The sequence below is a fragment of the Geomonas sp. genome (genome assembly GCF_035254065.1).
In the GTDB taxonomy this organism is placed as follows: domain Bacteria; phylum Desulfobacterota; class Desulfuromonadia; order Geobacterales; family Geobacteraceae; genus Geomonas.
In genome coordinates this window covers 1-17,233 of record NZ_DATFBA010000383.1, presented here as the reverse complement: position 1 = coordinate 17,233, position 17,233 = coordinate 1, and the positions used below count along the sequence as shown (strand labels likewise).

Here is a 17,233-nt window from a genome sequence, read left to right as displayed (position 1 = left end):
CTGCGCAGCTTTTCCTCATCTTGATCTCACGCCCCCTCCCCCCCTCGCGCTTTCTGAAATCTCAGCGGTTTTCTTAATCTCAATATCGATCTTGCGCTCGTCTTCACCCTCTTCCCTCCCTTTCGCCACGCCTCAGCCCATTTCATAATCTTAATCTTAATCTTAATCTCGGTTTTGCTCCTGCTGCGCGACAAAAAAAACGGTCCCGGCTACTTCAGTAACTCCTTGCAATACCGATATTTATCAAGTATGTTGCTTGCCAATTTCACCCATAAGGAAGACAACGCCGTGTTCCGCTGCTTTATTTTGCTCCTGCTCCTGTTCCTCTGCTCCCCTCCCCGTCCATCAGCCGCCGAGACCGTGAAAACCGGTGCCGAGATACTCAGCGAAAACGGCTTCCACACCCTGAAAGGAACACGGTTCGCCCTGGTCACCAACCGGTCAGCCACCGTGGGGGGCGTCCAGATCCTGGAAGCCATGGCCAAATCCGGCGTGCAGCCAGCGGTCATCTTTACTCCTGAGCATGGACTGGAAGGGAATGCCGAGGACGGGGTCAAGCTGACCGACAGCAGCCAGGGGGATATCCCGATCAAGAGCCTGTACGGGGCCACCAGGAAGCCGCGCCCCGAGGACCTCAAGGGGCTCGACCTGGTGCTCTTCGACATCCAGGACGTCGGGGTCCGCTTCTACACCTACATCTCCACCATGGGGTACGCGATGCAGGCCGCCGCCGAGGCGGGCATCCCCTTCGTGGTGCTCGACCGCCCCAACCCGCTGGGAGGGAACTACGTGGCCGGTTTCGTGCGCGAGACCAAGCCTACCTTCACCGCGCTCTACCCGATCCCGCTGGCGCACGGCATGACGGTGGGCGAGCTGGCGGAGATGATCAAGGGGGAGAAGATGCTGCCGGGGCTTTCCCGGCTCGACCTGGCGGTAGTCACCATGCAGGGATGGCAGCGCTGGATGCGCTGGCCGGACACCGGGCTCCCCTGGGTCGCCACCAGCCCCAACCTCGCCTCCTTCGACTCCGCCCTGCTCTATCCCGGCATCGGGCTTCTGGAGGGGACCAGCGCATCTGAGGGGCGCGGCAGCAAGGAGCCGTTCCAGCTGGCCGGCTGGCCCGGCATCGACCCGCAGGCCCTGGCCCACAAGCTGAACAGCCAAGGGCTCCCCGGCCTGCGCTTCGATCCGGTGCACTTCACGCCGGTAAGCCTCCCCGGCATCTCCAGCGCACCCAAGTTCAAGAACCGCGACCTCTGCGGCGTCCATATCGAGATCACCGATTACCGCAACGTGCAGCCGGTCGAGGCGGGGGTTGCCGTGATGGATGCTATTTACGGTTCCATTCAGGAGCCCGCGCGCAAGGTCTTCTTCAGAGGCGGCCTGGACGACATGGCCGGTTCGGAGCGGGTCAGAAAAGGGGTCGAGGGGAGAGAGCCGGTGACGGCGATCGTGTCGGGCTGGAGCGATGGGATCCACCACTTCCTCCACCAGCGGCAGGCCTACCTTCTTTACGGCGACTGACAGTAATTCGCTGCAGCCCTCACCCGGCCTTCGGCCCCCCTCTCCCCTGAAGGGGCGAGGGGATGGCATGCCGGCGGAAGTGATGCGTAGCGGTGAGCCGTATCACGGCAGCGGCTGCGATAAAAAAAGGCCCCCACGCTGCGGGAGCGGCAGCGTGAGGGCTCATCGACCGACAGGTCAGCTCCGCGGTATCGGCCGCGTCAGAGCTTCCAGCATTCCCATTTGGTCAGCTGGATACCTTATCGCCACCCGGCTCCTCCACTTGAGAGGATATTTGGCCGCCGAGCGAGCTCCCGGACTGGCGCCGCCGGCCACTGGCCAACCCTTCCCCCCTTCCGTTCTCCCCCTGAGCCATATCCCTTAAAAAAGTGTGTGCTAGGCGCCCAACTCCTGTATTATATTGACGTTATACCACCCTTCACTCCGGACGGCGTTCCCTATGATAACCATCCTTGAAAATCTCCCCCTGGCTCCCTTCACTTCCCTGGAAATCGGCGGTCCTGCCCGCTTCTTTGCGACCACCCGAAGCATCGATGAGCTCCGGGAGGCGCTCCTCTTCGCGCGCGGCAACCGGCTCCCCTTCGCGGTGCTGGGAGGAGGCAGCAACCTGCTGATCAGCGACCGCGGGTTTGACGGCCTGGTGGTCAGGGTGAAACTGGAAGCGGTCGAACGGGACGGGAACCTGGTGAGGGCGGAGGCGGGGGTCGATCTCACCTCGCTCGTGCACGACCTGGCCCACCAGGGGCTCTCCGGGATGGAGTCGCTGGCCGGCATCCCCGGCTTGGTGGGAGGTGCCGTGCGGGGCAACGCCGGTGCCTACGGCAGCTGCATCGGGGAACTGAGCGAGCAGGTGGTGGCCCTGGACGCGGAGAGCCTGGAACTGGTCACCTTCAACCGGGATGCCTGCGCTTTCCGTTACCGCTTCAGCCGCTTCAAGGAGCAGCCGCGGCTGATCGTGATCTCCACCCTGCTGGCTCTCACCCCGGGCATGCCCGAGGAGATCCGGGCCAGGGTGGAGGCGACCCTCGCCAGGAGGGCAGCCCGCAACCTCCAGTGTGAGCGGAGCGTCGGCTCCTTCTTCATGAACCCGGTAGTGCACGACCCGGCACTGATCGACTGCTTCGAGGCCGACCAACACGTGCGCAGCCGGGATGGGCGGATTCCGGCCGGCTGGCTCATCGACCGCGCCGGGCTGCGCAGTACCGCGGTGGGCGGGGCCTCCGTCTCCCCCCTGCATGCCAACTACCTCATCAACAGCGGACAGGCCACGGCCGAGGACATGGTGCACCTGGCGCAGTTGGTAAAGGGAAGGGTATTGGCGTCGCTGGGGGTCGAATTGCAGGAGGAGGTGAGCCGGCTCGGCTTCGCGGAAAAGGGGGAGGCCGGCATCTCGGCCGGCACGGACTCTCCGGTTGCAGCCGATGTGAAGGCAGGGGCTCGGGACTAGGAGCTAAGGTTCGAAATGCGTTACTTGCGGGCGAAGACCATCCTGAGGCCGGTCAGCTCGCTGCTCAACTGGCGGGAGAGGCGGCTGTACTCTTCTGAGCTCTTGGCCGCTTCCAGGTGCCCCATCAGGTCGGAGAAGCGCCGGAGTTCCCGGGTCGCGTTGTGGTCCACCAGCTTGGGCATCAGGGCCTGCCAGGCAAGGTGCATCCGGATCACGATGCTGGACAGCCGCTCCATCCGCTTCAGCTCGGCCCAGATGGCGAGCTCGCGGGCGTTGTAATCCAAAAGCGACACCTCGGTCGGCACGCACGGCTTGAGGGGGACCGCCAGGGTGGCGGCGATCAGCGACACCCGGTTGGAAAAGCGCATCACATCCAGGCGGTCCTTCGAGTTCACCGCCTGCTCCAGCTCGGTGATGGTGTGCTTCAAGTGCGGCAACAGGTTTGCGTTGGCTTCGTCCTGCATGGCGGGAAGCGAGGCGGCGCTCTTCTTCACCGCCTCGAACTTCTTCGGCAGACGGTCCAACTTCCCCGAGATGGCCACTTCGTAGGTTTCCTCTGCAGAAACGGAGAGCACCTCCAGTTCGTTGGCCAGCGGGTTGGGATGCTGTGCGAGCAGCGGGCGCGGCAGTTCCTTGACCGGCGGGCCCGAGCGCTCCTTCGGCGGCGGAGAGCCCGCCCCGGCCAGGGAAGTCAGCAGGCAGACGCCGGCTAACAGGACCAGGGCCAGCGGGAAGCGCATCGCTCGCAAGGAGACGCCGCGCGGAGCGGAGGATTTTTCGTCAGGGGATTGATTCATAGAAAAACCGTTCTTGCTACAGGTTCGCCATCTTCCTGATCCGATCCAGCTGCTGGTCGGTCAGCCCTTCAAACTGCACCCCGATACCCGGGATGCCCCGGCAGGTCCCCCATTCGATACACCAGCAGACCACGGCCTTGAGCGGTTCGTTGGCAGGCAGCTCCAGAAAGCGGAGCCAGACCGGTTCCCCTTTTTGCAGAGGGTCGGTGGTGTGAACGAAGGCGCCCCCCCTCGATATGTTGAGGGTAAAGGTCTTGAGACACTCTCCCTCGCCGCATTCGGGACGGGGTGAGAGCAGCAGGTTCAGATAGCTCTCCTTGCGGTCGAACCTGCGCAGGGTCCTGGCGGTGAACGCCTTGCACCTGGTCTCGACGAAGAAGGAAAGGGAGGCCCCGACGTCGACCGTGTCGGATTGCTCCAGTGGGCTCAGGTTGATGCTTCTATCTCTGCCGTCCCACTTGAGCCTCAAGGAGGGGTAGTAGTTCAGGCAGTCATAGGCGATGGCCTTTTCCTCTTTGCTGCAACGGATCAGGGTGAGGATGTCCACCAGCAGCCCGCTGTAGGGAACCGCGCTCGACATCCGCTGCAGATCCGTGAAGGTCTCGGCGATATCGTAGGAGACACCGACCCGTTGCAGGATCTCCTCGTAGGCGCCCCTGGCGTCGGCCTCCTTGACCACCACGAGGATCCTGGCATCTGCCATGGCGCCGTCCCTCCCAGGTCAACCCGGCAGGCTGACCATCCCTAACACATCGTGTCGCCACAGGCAAGGATAAATTGCCACCATGAAACATGCCCGGGATGATGTCCCGGGCATGTTGGAGAACGGCCCAATCAGGCCATGTCACGATTCAGGTAATAGTGCAGTTTTTCACTGGTTGCGTCATCACATCCTGGAGTAATGGTTGAGCATGTCCTGGAGGCGCTTGGTGGCCGGCGACTTCTTGCCCCCCATGCCGCCGATGACCTCCTGCGAGGTCAACGATTTGCCGTAGTAGTGGGCATTGGCATCCTTGCTGACCAGCAGCACGGCCCCTTCCAGCGACACGCCGCCGAACAGCCCGCGGGTGCGCGAGTAGGAGAGGATCTCCGATTTAAGCATCGCATCGGTGGCCGCTTGGGCGTCGCGTCCCACCGGACCGGCTGCCACCGAGGCGTCAGCTCCCAGGGTGAACTTGGTCCCTTTCAGCAATCCCTCAACCCCTCTCTTGTTCTTGAAGACCAGGATGAGGTCGGTGGCCTTGCCGCCGATCTGCCAGCCCACGCTGGCGCCGGAAATGCTGATGAAGAGCGGGTCACTCCACTGGCCGTTGTCTTTACGCACCATCAGGACGCCGGTGCCGTGTTGCCCGCCCACGATGAAGGCCCCTTTAATGGTGTCGGGGATGATCACCACCGCCTTGGCATCTTTAAGCAATGCGGGGGGGATGCCCTTCTCCGGGATCTTCATGACTTCCTTCAGGACGTCGGCTGAATCACGGACGTCCTTCGCCTCGTTCCTGGCCAGGGCCGCCGTGGCCCAGGCGCCAACCAGCAGCAAAGCAACCAGTACCAGTGAAACGCTCCTTCCGATCTTCATGGTCAACCTCCTTTTGCTCGGTCCAGCGGGGAGGCCGCATCAACTGCCGGCAACCCCGGCATGGAATGGAGCTCATACTCGTATCTAAACTCCTCCTATCTCTACTTCTCCTATAATAAACCCTCCAGCAGGAATCTAGTAGTAGTCTCTACGATAGCGTGGGCGGTGTTTCTTGCCGCCGGTACCTGCTGATGGGTGAGGGCGTCCTGTATTATTAAAAACATCACATGTTGATATCACAGATGGAAGCCTTGTCAATCCAGATCTCCGTCACTATTTCTTCGCCGTAGCCGTATCCTCAGCGAGCGAGGAGCTTTCCCAGCCGCCACCCAGGGCCTTGATGAGCCCGACGCTGGAGGTGAGCCGGCGAGCCTGGATGCCGACCTCGGTTCGCTGGTTGCTGAGGGCCGTGGTCTGGGCGGTGATCACGTTCAGGTAGCTGATGATCCCGGCCTTGTACTGGTTGACAGCTACGGCCAGAGTCTCCTCGGACGCCTGCACGGCTTCCGCCTGCGCCTTGGCTTCCGCCTCCAGTATGCGCAGGGCAGACAGGTTGTCCTCCACCTCCTGGAACCCGGTCAACACCGTCTGGCGATAGGCCGCCACCGTCTGGTCGTAGGCCGCCCGTGCCGCCTCGGTCTGGGCGCCCCTCAGCCCCCCGTCGAAGACCGTCTCGGTGAGCCCGGCCCCGACCGACCAGAAACGGCTGGGCCAGGTCAGCCAGTCACCCAACAGCAGGGACTGGAAACCGGCCGAGGCGCTCAGACGGAGGTCGGGATAATAGGCGGCCTTCGCCACGCCGATCTGGGCGTTGGCCGCCGCCATCCTCCTCTCCGCCGCGGCGATATCCGGGCGGCGTTCCAGAAGTTGCGAGGGCAGGCCGGCGGGGATATCGGGAAAGAGGTCCCCCATCGGCGCCACCGGCAGCGAGAAGGAGGAGGCGGGCTTGCCGATCAATAAAGCGATGGCGTGCTCCAGTTGTGCGCGCTGCACCGTCAGGTCGATGGCCTGCGCCTTGGTCGTTTTCAGCTGGGTATCGGCCTGCAGCACGTCGGATTTGGCTGCGATGCCGCCGTTGTAGCGGTTGCGGGTCAGATCGAGCGCCTTCTGAAAGCTCGCCACCGTGTCGTTCAGCAGCTTTATCTGCATGTCCTGGTTGCGAAGCAGGAAGTAATCCTGGGCCAGTTCCGCCTGGGCACTCAACTGGGCGGCCGCCAAGTCCGCCTGGCTCGCCTGGGCGTTGGCCTTGTTGGCCTCGACCGTGCGGCGGATGCGCCCCCAGACGTCCACCTCCCAGGAGAGGTCGACGGGGAGCGAGTAGGAGGTGGAGGTGGTACCGCCGCGCCTGGGGTTGGTGGTGACCGTGGAGCCGGTATCGGTGGTGGCGCTCAGGCCGGTGCCACCTTGGAAGGAGTGAGAGACCGCAGGGCCGGCGGTGATGGTCGGGAAGTACCCCGCCCTCGCCTCCCGGACCAGGGCCTTCGCCTGGCGGAACTGCGCCTCGGCGGCCGCGATGTTCTGGTTGGAGACCACCACCTGCTCTTCGAGGGCGCTCAAGACAGGGTCGTGGAAGACCTCCCACCAGCGCTGGTCGAGCTTGCCGTCGTTTGGTTGCGCGACCTTCCAACCGGCGACCTCTTTGAAGGCGGTCGGCAGGGGGGTGTCCTGGGGAAGCGGGGTCGGACGGACGTAGTCAGGCCCGACCGAGCAGGCGGCAAGCGCCGCGGCGAGGGGGGCCAGCAGGAGGCATCTTTTGAAAAGGCTGTTGCAGCTCATGGTTAGCACCTCTAAGGCGTCGGGCAGGTCAGACAGGTCGGACGTCGGACAAAGAACATTACTCTACGCTTTGACTTCTGGCGCCACCTCGGCGCGGCTTTGCTCGTACTCACGCCTGCGCTGGCTTTTGCCGCGCTTGCGGTCGATCCAGAGGCGGAAGCGGTCCATGTACAGGTACACCACCGGGGTGGTGTACAGGGTCAGCGCCTGGCTGAAGATCAGCCCACCCACGATTGAAATCCCCAGCGGACGCCTAAGCTCTCCTCCCACCCCCAGCCCCAAGGCGAGCGGCAGAGCGCCGAAAAGGGCCGCCATGGTTGTCATCATGATCGGCCTGAAGCGGAGCAGACAGGCCTCGTAGATGGCGTCTTCGGGCGCCTTTCCCTCGTTGCGCTCGGCGGCCAGCGCGAAATCGACCATCATGATGCCATTCTTCTTCACGATGCCTATCAGGAGGATCACCCCGATCACAGCGATCAGGTTGAGATCGTTGTGGGTCAGCATCAGGGCAAAGGCTGCCCCCACCCCGGCGGACGGCAGCGTGGAGAGGATGGTCCACGGGTGCATGTAGCTCTCATAGAGAACGCCGAGCACGATGTACACGGTCAAAAGCGCCGCCAGGATAAGGAGCGGCTCGTTGGCGAGCGATGCCTTAAAGGCCTGGGCGGTTCCGGAGAAGCTTCCCCGCACACCAGGAGGCATCCCCGCCTCCCGGAAGACCTTGTCGATGGCGGTGGTCGCCTGCCCCAGCGCCACGCCGGGCGCCAGGTTGAAGGAGAGCGTGATGGACGGGAACTGCCCCTGGTGGTTGACCGCCAAGGCCGACGCCTTGGGCTCGAGGTGGCTAAAGGCGGAGAGGGGCACCAGTGTGCCGCTGGTGGAGGGGACCCAGATGTCCTTGAGGGTATCGGGACGCTGCCAGAAGGCGGGGTCGACCTCCATAACCACGTGGTACTGGTTCAACAGCGTGTAGCTGATCGCCACCTGGCTCTGGCCGAAGGCGCCGTATAGCGTGCTGTCGATGGCCTGGGTGGTCACGCCCAGCCGGGAGGCGGTCTGCCGGTCGATCACCAGGCTCGCCTCGCGCCCCTTGTCCTGCAGGTCACTGTTCACGTCCACCAACTGGGGCATGCTCCGGAACTTCCGCAGGAGGGTCTGCGCGGCGGAGCTCAGATCGGCGAGGTTCCCTCCCTGCAGCGTGTACTGGTAGGCCGCATTGGTGATCCTGCCGCCTACCCGCAGGTCCTGCACCGGCTGCAGGAAGGTCGGGGCGCCGGGGACCGAGGAGATCTTCCCGCGTAACCGGTTGATCACCTGTGCGGAGGTCACCTTGCGCTTCTCGAAAGGCTTCAGCGTTATGAAGAGCCGGGCTGTGTTGGTGGTGGAGCCGCCCCCGCCGCCGGTGAAGCCGACTACGTAGTCGACGTCGGGGTCCTGCTTGATGATGGCCACGATCTGCTGCAGCTTTTCCCGCATGGCCTGGAAGGAGGTGTCTTGGGCAGCCTGGATGCCCCCGGCGATGCGCCCGGTGTCCTGGTCTGGGAAGAAGCCCTTGGGGAGCGCCCGGAACAGGAGGACACTCAGCACCACGGTGGTCAGCATGACCAAAAGGATGAGGAGGTGGTGCCTAAGCGCCCAGCTCAGGGTCCGCTGGTAGGTCCGGTGCATCCAGTCGAACAGAGCCTCGCTGGTCTTGAAGATGATACCGTGCTCGCGCGGCTCCAGCGGTTTCATCAGCGTCGCGCACATCATCGGCGTGAGGGTCAGGGAGACCACCAGCGAAACCACGATGGCGGCGGAGAGGACCACAGCGAACTCCCGGAAGAGCCGCCCCACCATCCCCCCCATCAAAAGGATCGGGATGAAGACGGCCACCAGCGAGATGCTCATGGATAGCACGGTAAAGGCGATCTCCCGGCTGCCGTTCAGTGCGGCCTGCAGCGGGCTCTGCCCCATCTCCCGGTAGCGGGTGATGTTCTCCAGCACCACGATGGCGTCGTCCACCACAAAGCCGGTGGCGATGGTGAGCGCCATCAGCGACAGGTTGTCCAGCGAGTAGCCGCACAGGTACATCACCATGAAGGTGCCGATGATGGAGACGGCGACGGCGACCGCTGGGATCAGGGTGGAGCGGACGTTCCTGAGGAACCAGAAGACGACCATGATCACCAGGAAGCCGGAGATGATGAGCGAGATCTCGACATCGCGCAACGACCCCCTGATGGGGGGTGTGCGGTCGACCACCACCGACAGGTCCACATCACCCGGCAGCGCCGCCTTCAAGTGCGGCAGCAGCGCCCTGACGTTATCAACCGTCTCGATGATGTTGGCGCCCGGCTGCCGGAAGAGGATGACCATAACGCAGGGCTTGCCGTTCACCAGGCCGGTGGTACGGATGTCCTCAATGGAGTCTTGCACGTTCGCCACGTCGGCCAGCCGGACAGCAGCGCCGTTTCGGTAGGTGACCACCAGCGGCAGATAGTCCTCGGCGGTATGCAACTGGTCGTTGCTGCGGACCTCCCAGCTCCTGTCGCCCGCCTGCAGGGTCCCCTTCGGCCGGTTCACGTTGGTGGAGGAGATCACGTTGCGCACGGTGCCGAGGCTGATGCCGTAGCGGTTCAGCTGCAGGGGGTTCAGCTCCACGCGCACCGCCGGCAGCGAACTGCCGCCGACGATCACCTGCCCCACCCCCTTAACCTGGGAGAGCTTCTGCTGCAGGATGTTGGATGCCGCATCGAAGAGTTTCGGCTTGGGGATGGTGTTGGAGGTGAGCGCCAGGATCAGGATCGGCGCGTCCGAGGGGTTCACCTTCCGGTAGGTGGGGTTGTTGGGAAGGTTGGCCGGCAGGTAGCTGCGCGCTGCGTTGATCGCCCCCTGCACGTCGCGGGCGGCGCCGTTGATGTCCCGGTTCAGGTCGAACTGCAGCGTGATGCTGGTCGAGCCGCGGGTGGAGGTCGAGGTCATCTCGGTGACCCCGGCGATGCGGCCGAACTGGCGCTCCAGGGGTGCCGCCACCGAGGTGGACATGGTCTGCGGATCGGCCCCCGGCAGCGAGGCGTTCACCGATATGGTCGGGAAATCGACCTGCGGCAGGGGCGAGACCGGCAGCAAGTGGAAGCCGATAATCCCCGCCAGCACCAGCCCGAAGGTCAGAAGCGAGGTCGCCACCGGGCGGGATATGAAAGTGGAGGAAATGTTCATAGTACCTTTACTGAAACTGCAATCCCCCCTGTCCCCCCTTTATCAAGGGGGGAACCTGATGCGGATAGCTCAACAATGGATGCTCCATTGGATGATGCTGCATTGCTGATGCTCATTCCCAGGATCCGCCAGTCGCGATGAAGGCCCCCGCCTTACGTCCCCCCCTTGATCAAGGGGGGGACGTCAGCCGACTATCACAGCTATAGACAGATCCTCTGGTCATTCCCTGCTTATCCTCGGCACCTTATTGCGCCTCGGGTGGCAGCTCCCCTGCTGGGTGCTCCCCCTCCTCCCCTTTCCTCTTTCTGAACCGGGCCGAGACGCGGTCGAAGTAGAGGTAGATGACCGGCGTCGTGTAGAGGGTCAGGATCTGGCTGATCAGCAGGCCGCCGATGATGGAGATGCCCAAGGGGCGCCGGAGTTCGCTCCCCACCCCGTGCCCGAGCGCGAGCGGCAGCGCGCCCAGAAGGGCCGCGAAGGTGGTCATCATGATCGGCCTGAACCTCAACAGGCAGGCCTGGAAGATGGCCTCCTCGGGACGCTTCCCCTCAACCCGCTCGGCCTCGATGGCGAAGTCGACCATCATGATGCCGTTCTTCTTGACGATGCCGATCAACAAGATGATGCCGATGACGGCGATCACGCTCAGTTCGGTCCGGCAGATCATAAGGGAGAAGACGGCACCGGCACCTGCGGAGGGGAGCGTGGAGAGGATGGTGATCGGATGGATGAAGCTCTCGTAGAGCACCCCCAGCACGATGTAGACGGTGATCAGCGCGGCCAGGATCAGCAACGGCTCGTTGGTGAGCGAGTCCTTGAAGGCTTGCGCGGTCCCCTGGAAGTTGCCGCGGATACTGGCCGGCAGGTGCATGTCCTTGGTCGCCTCCTCGATGGCAGTGACCGCGCCACCCAGCGAGACGCCGGGGGCGAGGTTGAAGGAGGTGGTGACGGCGGGGAACTGCCCCTGGCGGTTGATGACCAGCGGGGTGGTCCCTTCGCTGGCGCGGGCCAAGCTCCCCAGCGGTATGCTGCCGCCTGAGCCTTTCAGGTAGATACCATTGAGCCCCGCGGGTCCCTTCTTGAACTCGTCCTGCACGGAAAGGATCACCCGGTACTGGTTCAGCTCGGTGAAGATGGTGGAGATCTGCCGCTGCCCGAAGGAGTCGTACAGCGTGTCGTCGATCAGCTGTGGGGATATCCCGAGCCGGGAGGCGGTGGCGCGGTCGATATTGAGGGCCATCATGAGCCCCAGGTCCTGCTGGTCGGAGCTCACGTCACGCAGCTCGGAGCGCTGGGAGAGCGCTTCCACGACCTTGGGGGCCCACTGCTTGAGCTCCTCGGTGTTGGGGTCCTCCAGGGTGTACTGGAACTGGGTCCGACTCACCTTGGCATCCACGGTGAGGTCCTGCACCGGCTGCATGAAGAGCTGGATGCCGGGTACCTTGGCGAGTCTTGGCTGCAACCGCCGGATCACCTCGGTGGCACTCAGGTCACGGTCGGCGAGCGGTTTGAGGTTGATGAGGATGCGCCCGGAGTTCAGGGTGGTGTTGGTGCCGTCCACGCCGATGAAGGAGGAGAGACTGGCCACCGCCGGGTCCTGCAGGATCTCGCGGGCGAGCGCCTGCTGCCGCTCGGCCATGGCCGCAAAGGAGATGGACTGCGGCGCCTCGGAGATCCCCTGGATGGCGCCGGTGTCCTGCACCGGGAAGAAGCCTTTGGGTATGGCGATGTAGAGCAGGACGGTGACCAGCATGGTGGCGACCGCCACCAGCAAGGTGGCATTCTGGTGCTTGAGGACGTACCTGAGGGTTTGGCCGTACTTTTCGATGGTCCTGTCAAAGAAGCGCCCGGAGGCGTGGTAGAACCACCCCTGCTGCTCTTCGGGGACGTGCTTCAAAAGCCGCGCGCACATCATGGGGGTGAGGGTCAGTGAGACCACGGCGGAGATCAGGATGGTGACGCCGAGGGTGACGGCGAATTCCCGAAACAGCCGACCGACCACGTCCCCCATGAAGAGCAGCGGAATGAGCACGGCGATCAGCGAGATGGTGAGCGACAGGATGGTGAAGCCGATCTGCTTCGCCCCCTTCAAGGCGGCCTGCAGCGGCTTTTCCCCTTCCTCGACGAAGCGGGAGATGTTCTCGATCATGACGATGGCGTCGTCCACCACGAAGCCGGTCGAGATGGTGAGCGCCATCAGCGAGAGGTTGTTGAGGGAGAAGCCCAAAAGGTACATGACGCCGAAAGTGCCGACCAGCGAGAGCGGCACGGCGACGCTCGGGATGGCGGTGGCCGGCAGCGAGCGCAGGAACAGGAAGATGACCAGGACCACCAGGCCGACCGAGAGCATCAGCTCGAACTGGACGTCATGGACCGAGGCGCGGATGGTGGTGGTACGGTCGGTCAGCATCTGCACCTTGATAGAGGCCGGCAGCGCCCCCTGCAGCTGCGGCAGGAGCTTCTTGATGCGGTCCACCACCTCGATCACGTTGGCGCCCGGCTGGCGCTGGATGTTGACGATCACGGCCGGAGTGGTGTTCATCCAGGCGGCCTGGTTGACGTCCTCGGTGTCGTCGACCACCTGGGCCACGTCGGTGAGCTTGACGGGAGCGCCGTTACGGTAGGCGACGATCAGCGGCTGGAAGTCCTTGCTGGAGTAGAGTTGGTCGTTGGCGCCGATGATGAAGGCCTGGCGCGGGCCGTCGAAACCGCCCTTGGCCTGGTTGACGTTGGTGGCGGTGATGGCGGTCCGGAGGTCCTCCATGGTGAGCCCGTAGGAGGCGAGCGCGGTCGGATTGGCGTGCACCCGCACGGCGGGACGCTGGCCGCCGCTGATGCTCACCAGGCCGACGCCGGGGAGTTGGGAGATCTTCTGGGCGAAACGGGTATCCGCCAGGTCCTCCACTTGCGGCATCGGCAGCGAGTCGGAGGAGAGCGCCAGGGTCATGATCGGCGTGTCGGCCGGGTTGACCTTGCTGTAGACCGGCGGGTTGGGGAGATCCTTGGGGAGGTAGCTGAAGCCCGCGTTGATGGCCGCCTGCACCTCCTGCTCGGCCACGTCCAGCGAGAGGTCCAGGCTGAACTGCATGGTGATCACCGAGCTGCCGTTGGAGCTGGTGGAGGTCATCTGGGTGAGCCCCGGCATCTGGCCGAACTGCCGCTCCAGGGGTGCGGTAACTGAGGTGGCCATCACGTCCGGGCTGGCGCCGGGATAGAAGGTGCGCACCTGGATGATGGGATAGTCGACCTGCGGGAGCGCCGAGACCGGCAGCAGCCGGTAGGCTACGGCGCCGACCAGCAGGATGGCAACCATCAAGAGCGTGGTTGCCACCGGCCGCAGTATGAATGGACGTGAGATGTTCATCTGCTGTTACCTTCCGAACCCGCCGCCCTGTCCGCCGCCCTGTCCGCCGCCCTGTCCGCTGCCTTGTCCGCGGCCCTGCCCCGCACCTCCGGAGTGGGCTCCGCCCTGTCCCGCCGATCCTGCCTGCGGCATGCCGCCCTGTCCCTGGTAGTTCCCCCCCTGCCCTAGCGGAGGCTGACCGGGCAGCCCTGCACCGAGACTTTGCCCCCCCTGGCCTTGGGGTTGGCCGGGTTGTCCCCCGCGCCCGCCACGGCCGCTGCCGGCTGCGCCCGGCTGCTTCACCGCAACCTTGCTACCTTCCCGCAGTCGTTCGGCGCCTTCGATGACCACGACTTCACCCTCGGCCAGGCCGGCAGTAACCGAGGTATCGTCCCCCTGGCTGGGGCCGATGGTGACCGGTCGCACGGTGACGGTGCTGTCGGATTTCACCAGGTAGACGAAGGTCCCCTGCGGGCCCCGCTGGACGGCTGAAGTCGGCACCAGCACGGACTGCCGCCGGACCTCCAGGAGCAGCCGCGCGTTCACAAACTGGTTCGGGAAGAGCTCGTTGTTGGCGTTGGGGAAGAGCGCCTTGAGCTTCACGGTGCCGGTGGTGGGATCGATCAGGTTGTCGATGGTGAGCAGGGTCCCGGTGGCGAGCTTCTGCTTCTGCTCGCGGTCATAGGCGTCCACCGTGAGCTTGGCGCCGGTCTTGAGCTTGCTGAGCACCGGCTGCAGGTTGTCCTCCGGGATCGGGAAGATCACCGTCGCCGGCTGCAGTTCGGTAATCACCACCAGTCCGTTGGTATCGCTGGCGTGAATGATGTTGCCGGCGTCGACCTGCCTGAGGCCCGCCCGGCCGGCGACCGGCGCGGTGATCCGGCAGTAGACCAGGTTCAGCTTGGCGGCATCGATCTGCCCCTGGTCGACCTTGATGGCCGCCTGGTACTGGCGCACCAGGGCTTCCTGGGTATCGAGCTGCTGCTTGGGAATGGAGTCCTGCGCCCAGAGCTGGCGGTAGCGTTGCACGTCGACCTCGGCGTTCTTCAGGAGGGCGACGTCCTTGGCCATCTGCCCCTCGGCCTGGGTCAGCTGCACCTGGAAGGGGCGCGGGTCGATCACCGCCAGCAGGTCCCCCCGCCTGACGAGCTGCCCCTCGCGAAAGCGCACCTCCATCAATTGGCCATCCACCCTCGACTTCACGGTGACGGTGTTCAGTGGGGTAACCGACCCCAGGCCGTTCAGGTAGACACCGAGGTCACCTTTCCTGGCCGCCTGGGCCAGCACGGGAGCCGGGGGCATGGCCGGCTTGGCCCCTTTCTTCTCATCCGGCTTGCCGCGTCCGGAGAGGACGTAGATGCCGGCGGCCACCAGGCCGAGGACCAGCAGGAGATACCACCAGCGGCGGTTCGAACGGTTGCCAGGGCCAGCGGCCGGGCGCTCGGTATAGGGGGCTTTGTCTTCAGGTGCTGTGGTCATGTCAACCCTTCTATTGTTTCAGTCAAGTGTGCTGTCGAAAGCGTCATGGAGGGGCGATGTTCCTTCTTCAACCGAGCGAACTTATCAGATGCTTTATGTGAGTGTCAATTTACATTCGACGTTTTATCAAGTTTTCCTCATTATTCTGCGGAACCCCGTATTTTCGATGGAAAATCCGCTCATTTGGGATATGCGCAACGGCGCCGGAGGTACACGAAACCGGCTCCGGCCTTCTCTGCACGTCGTATTGGGAAGGGAATTCAAAAGGGACCGCAAGAGGAGGTCATTTTTGTCAGTTGTAGGAAGGTTAGCAGCTAAATTGGGAGAAATTATGGAAGAAATGAGGAAACGGGACGGGGTGAGGACGGGTCGGGCACATGGCGGGCGGCACCACCCTGCTCTTTAGCGAATAAGCAGGGTGGCCCTGTCCGTCTTTACTGGTTTCCGGTGATCCATTCCTTGACCGAGGCGGTGTCCTCGTCGGAGAGGGAGATCTGCGAACTGCGGCAGAGGTTCAGCACGTTCTCGTAGAATTTTTGGGAGAGCGTGGCTGCCTCCACCTGCCCCTGCTGGAACCGGTACCTCACGTGGCCGAGCCCCAACAGGACGAAATTGACGTGGCTGCGGGCCACCGTCGCCCCCTCTTCCGCGCAGCAGTCGCGCACAGCCTTGGAGGTCCGGCTCAGGCTGTAGCCGTTGGCGTTGACCTCGTTGGCAAGGCAGCGGAACAGGATCTGGTAATGCTCGGTGGGGAGCAGCGGCGTGTCGGTGATGTTGTGGATCTTCACCTGCAGCGAGTCCATCTTCTCCTCGGGTGCTGGATGCACGCTGGGATCATACAGAAAGCCGGGAAGCAGGCTGGACATCTCGATCCCCGGCAGGTTCAGCTGCCCGAGCAGCGACTTGAAGCTGCCGCTTCCGAACCACTGCGACTCGGTGAGCCCGGAGCCGAACCTCATCCCCAAAAGATGCGCCATCTTGGCCAGCACCACCGGGACCGGCGAAGAGCGCACGGTCTCCACGATGAACTCCTCGATCCTCTGGCGGTTGTCGGGAGTGACCTCCGAACTCCCCACCGGCTGCTCGATGACGGTGACATCGGCCACCGGCGGCCCCTGCAGGCCGATCTTCCAGGGGTCCTCGTCCAAAAGCACCAGCCCCTCGCGGCAGTTGACCAGTTCCTGGGAAAGCCTTCTCAACGTCCCGAACCCCAGCCAGTTGGTGTCCCGCCCGAACTCCTTGAACTCCCGGAAGATCTTGGGAAGGTCAGCCGCCTGCACGGGCCCCGATTCCGACACCACCTCCAGCACGCGGCTGGCCATCCGGTCGATCAGCGAGGTCTGCGTCTTCACATCGGCAGCGGGAACGTCCTGGGCAGCCTCGATCTCCACGAAGCCGATACCGGTGCTGATGAAGTCGTCCAGGTCGAAGACGTGGTCGGCTGAGGCCTTGTAGGCTGGGGAAGCGTATCCCACCGCCAGCACGGAGGTCCGGCGGTCGTGCTTGCGGAGCTTGATGAGGACCGGCGTAAAGTCGGCATCACCAGAAAGCACGATGAACTCGTCGATGGAGGGGTAATGATGCAGGGTTTCCAGGATGTCCATCACCATGTGGACGTCGGTACTGGTCTTGCCGCGGCTGGTCAGCGGCGGGCAGTCGATGACCTCGAAGGCGGCCTTGGTGAAATAGGGCCTGAAGTCGCCGAAGGAGGAGGGGTTGAGATAGCACCTGCGGATCAGGATGCGCCGGTCCACGCCGTTGCCGGGGAGCGGGAGCTTCGATTCCACCAGCCACTTGAGCCAGCGCTCCGGCCGGGTGGCGAAGGCCTTGGCGAGGTCCTGGTCCTGGTTGTGAAAGTTAAGAAAGATGTTGTCGAAGTCGACAAAGAGGGCGGCTCGGATAGTCGATATCTCCGGCATGTTCACTCCTTTTCTTGGGGCGTTTCCCGTTGCGAGGTCCTCAACGAGGCCCTGTTGCCGCTCCGGGGTCGAAGAAGCAGATAATTTACCGTACGCGTTTTTTTTTCAACTCAGCGTTGCCTTCCTGGCCGGACCACCGGGGACTGGCTCCGCCAGGTGCCTGTCCCC

The 17,233-nt window shown here is 63.8% G+C and carries 10 protein-coding genes; 2 read left to right on the top strand and 8 right to left on the bottom strand.

What is annotated here, in order from left to right:
* Positions 1-249: 249 nt before the first annotated feature.
* Positions 250-1,524 carry an exo-beta-N-acetylmuramidase NamZ family protein gene (locus VJ604_RS18220; protein ID WP_324084968.1) on the top strand — a complete coding sequence of 425 codons (1,275 nt, stop codon included), beginning with the start codon at positions 250-252 and terminating at the stop codon, positions 1,522-1,524.
* Positions 1,525-1,963: 439 nt separating this feature from the next.
* Complete coding sequence (gene murB, locus VJ604_RS18215; RefSeq protein WP_324084967.1) at positions 1,964-2,971, top strand: UDP-N-acetylmuramate dehydrogenase; 1,008 nt, start codon at positions 1,964-1,966, stop codon at positions 2,969-2,971.
* A gap of 20 nt (positions 2,972-2,991) precedes the next feature.
* On the opposite strand, the gene VJ604_RS18210 is transcribed toward murB, so the two are convergent.
* The 8 genes from VJ604_RS18210 to VJ604_RS18175 all read right to left on the bottom strand — a co-directional run bounded on the left by VJ604_RS18210 (position 2,992) and on the right by VJ604_RS18175 (position 17,065).
* The gene (locus VJ604_RS18210) at positions 2,992-3,768 is read right to left on the bottom strand and encodes a hypothetical protein (protein ID WP_324084966.1); all 777 of its coding nucleotides are present in this window, start codon (positions 3,766-3,768) and stop codon (positions 2,992-2,994) included.
* Positions 3,769-3,784: 16 nt separating this feature from the next.
* Entirely contained in the window at positions 3,785-4,471 is a 687-nt protein-coding gene (locus VJ604_RS18205; RefSeq protein ID WP_324084965.1) for a PilZ domain-containing protein, read from the bottom strand.
* A 183-nt stretch (positions 4,472-4,654) separates the two neighbouring features.
* Complete coding sequence (locus tag VJ604_RS18200) at positions 4,655-5,347, bottom strand: lipid-binding SYLF domain-containing protein (RefSeq protein ID WP_324084964.1); 693 nt, start codon at positions 5,345-5,347, stop codon at positions 4,655-4,657.
* A 273-nt stretch (positions 5,348-5,620) separates the two neighbouring features.
* A complete protein-coding gene (locus VJ604_RS18195; protein ID WP_324084963.1) occupies positions 5,621-7,123 on the bottom strand; it encodes an efflux transporter outer membrane subunit in 1,503 nt (500 codons plus the stop codon).
* Positions 7,124-7,186: 63 nt separating this feature from the next.
* A complete protein-coding gene (locus tag VJ604_RS18190; protein ID WP_324084962.1) occupies positions 7,187-10,324 on the bottom strand; it encodes a multidrug efflux RND transporter permease subunit in 3,138 nt (1,045 codons plus the stop codon).
* 244 nt (positions 10,325-10,568) lie between these two features.
* Positions 10,569-13,688 carry an MdtB/MuxB family multidrug efflux RND transporter permease subunit gene (locus tag VJ604_RS18185; protein ID WP_324084961.1) on the bottom strand — a complete coding sequence of 1,040 codons (3,120 nt, stop codon included), beginning with the start codon at positions 13,686-13,688 and terminating at the stop codon, positions 10,569-10,571.
* Between the two features lie 6 nt (positions 13,689-13,694).
* Positions 13,695-15,146, bottom strand: coding sequence for an MdtA/MuxA family multidrug efflux RND transporter periplasmic adaptor subunit (locus VJ604_RS18180; RefSeq protein WP_324084959.1), 1,452 nt, complete (start codon positions 15,144-15,146; stop codon positions 13,695-13,697).
* A gap of 434 nt (positions 15,147-15,580) precedes the next feature.
* Positions 15,581-17,065 carry an NYN domain-containing protein gene (locus VJ604_RS18175; RefSeq protein WP_324084958.1) on the bottom strand — a complete coding sequence of 495 codons (1,485 nt, stop codon included), beginning with the start codon at positions 17,063-17,065 and terminating at the stop codon, positions 15,581-15,583.
* Between the last annotated feature and the right edge of the window lie 168 nt (positions 17,066-17,233).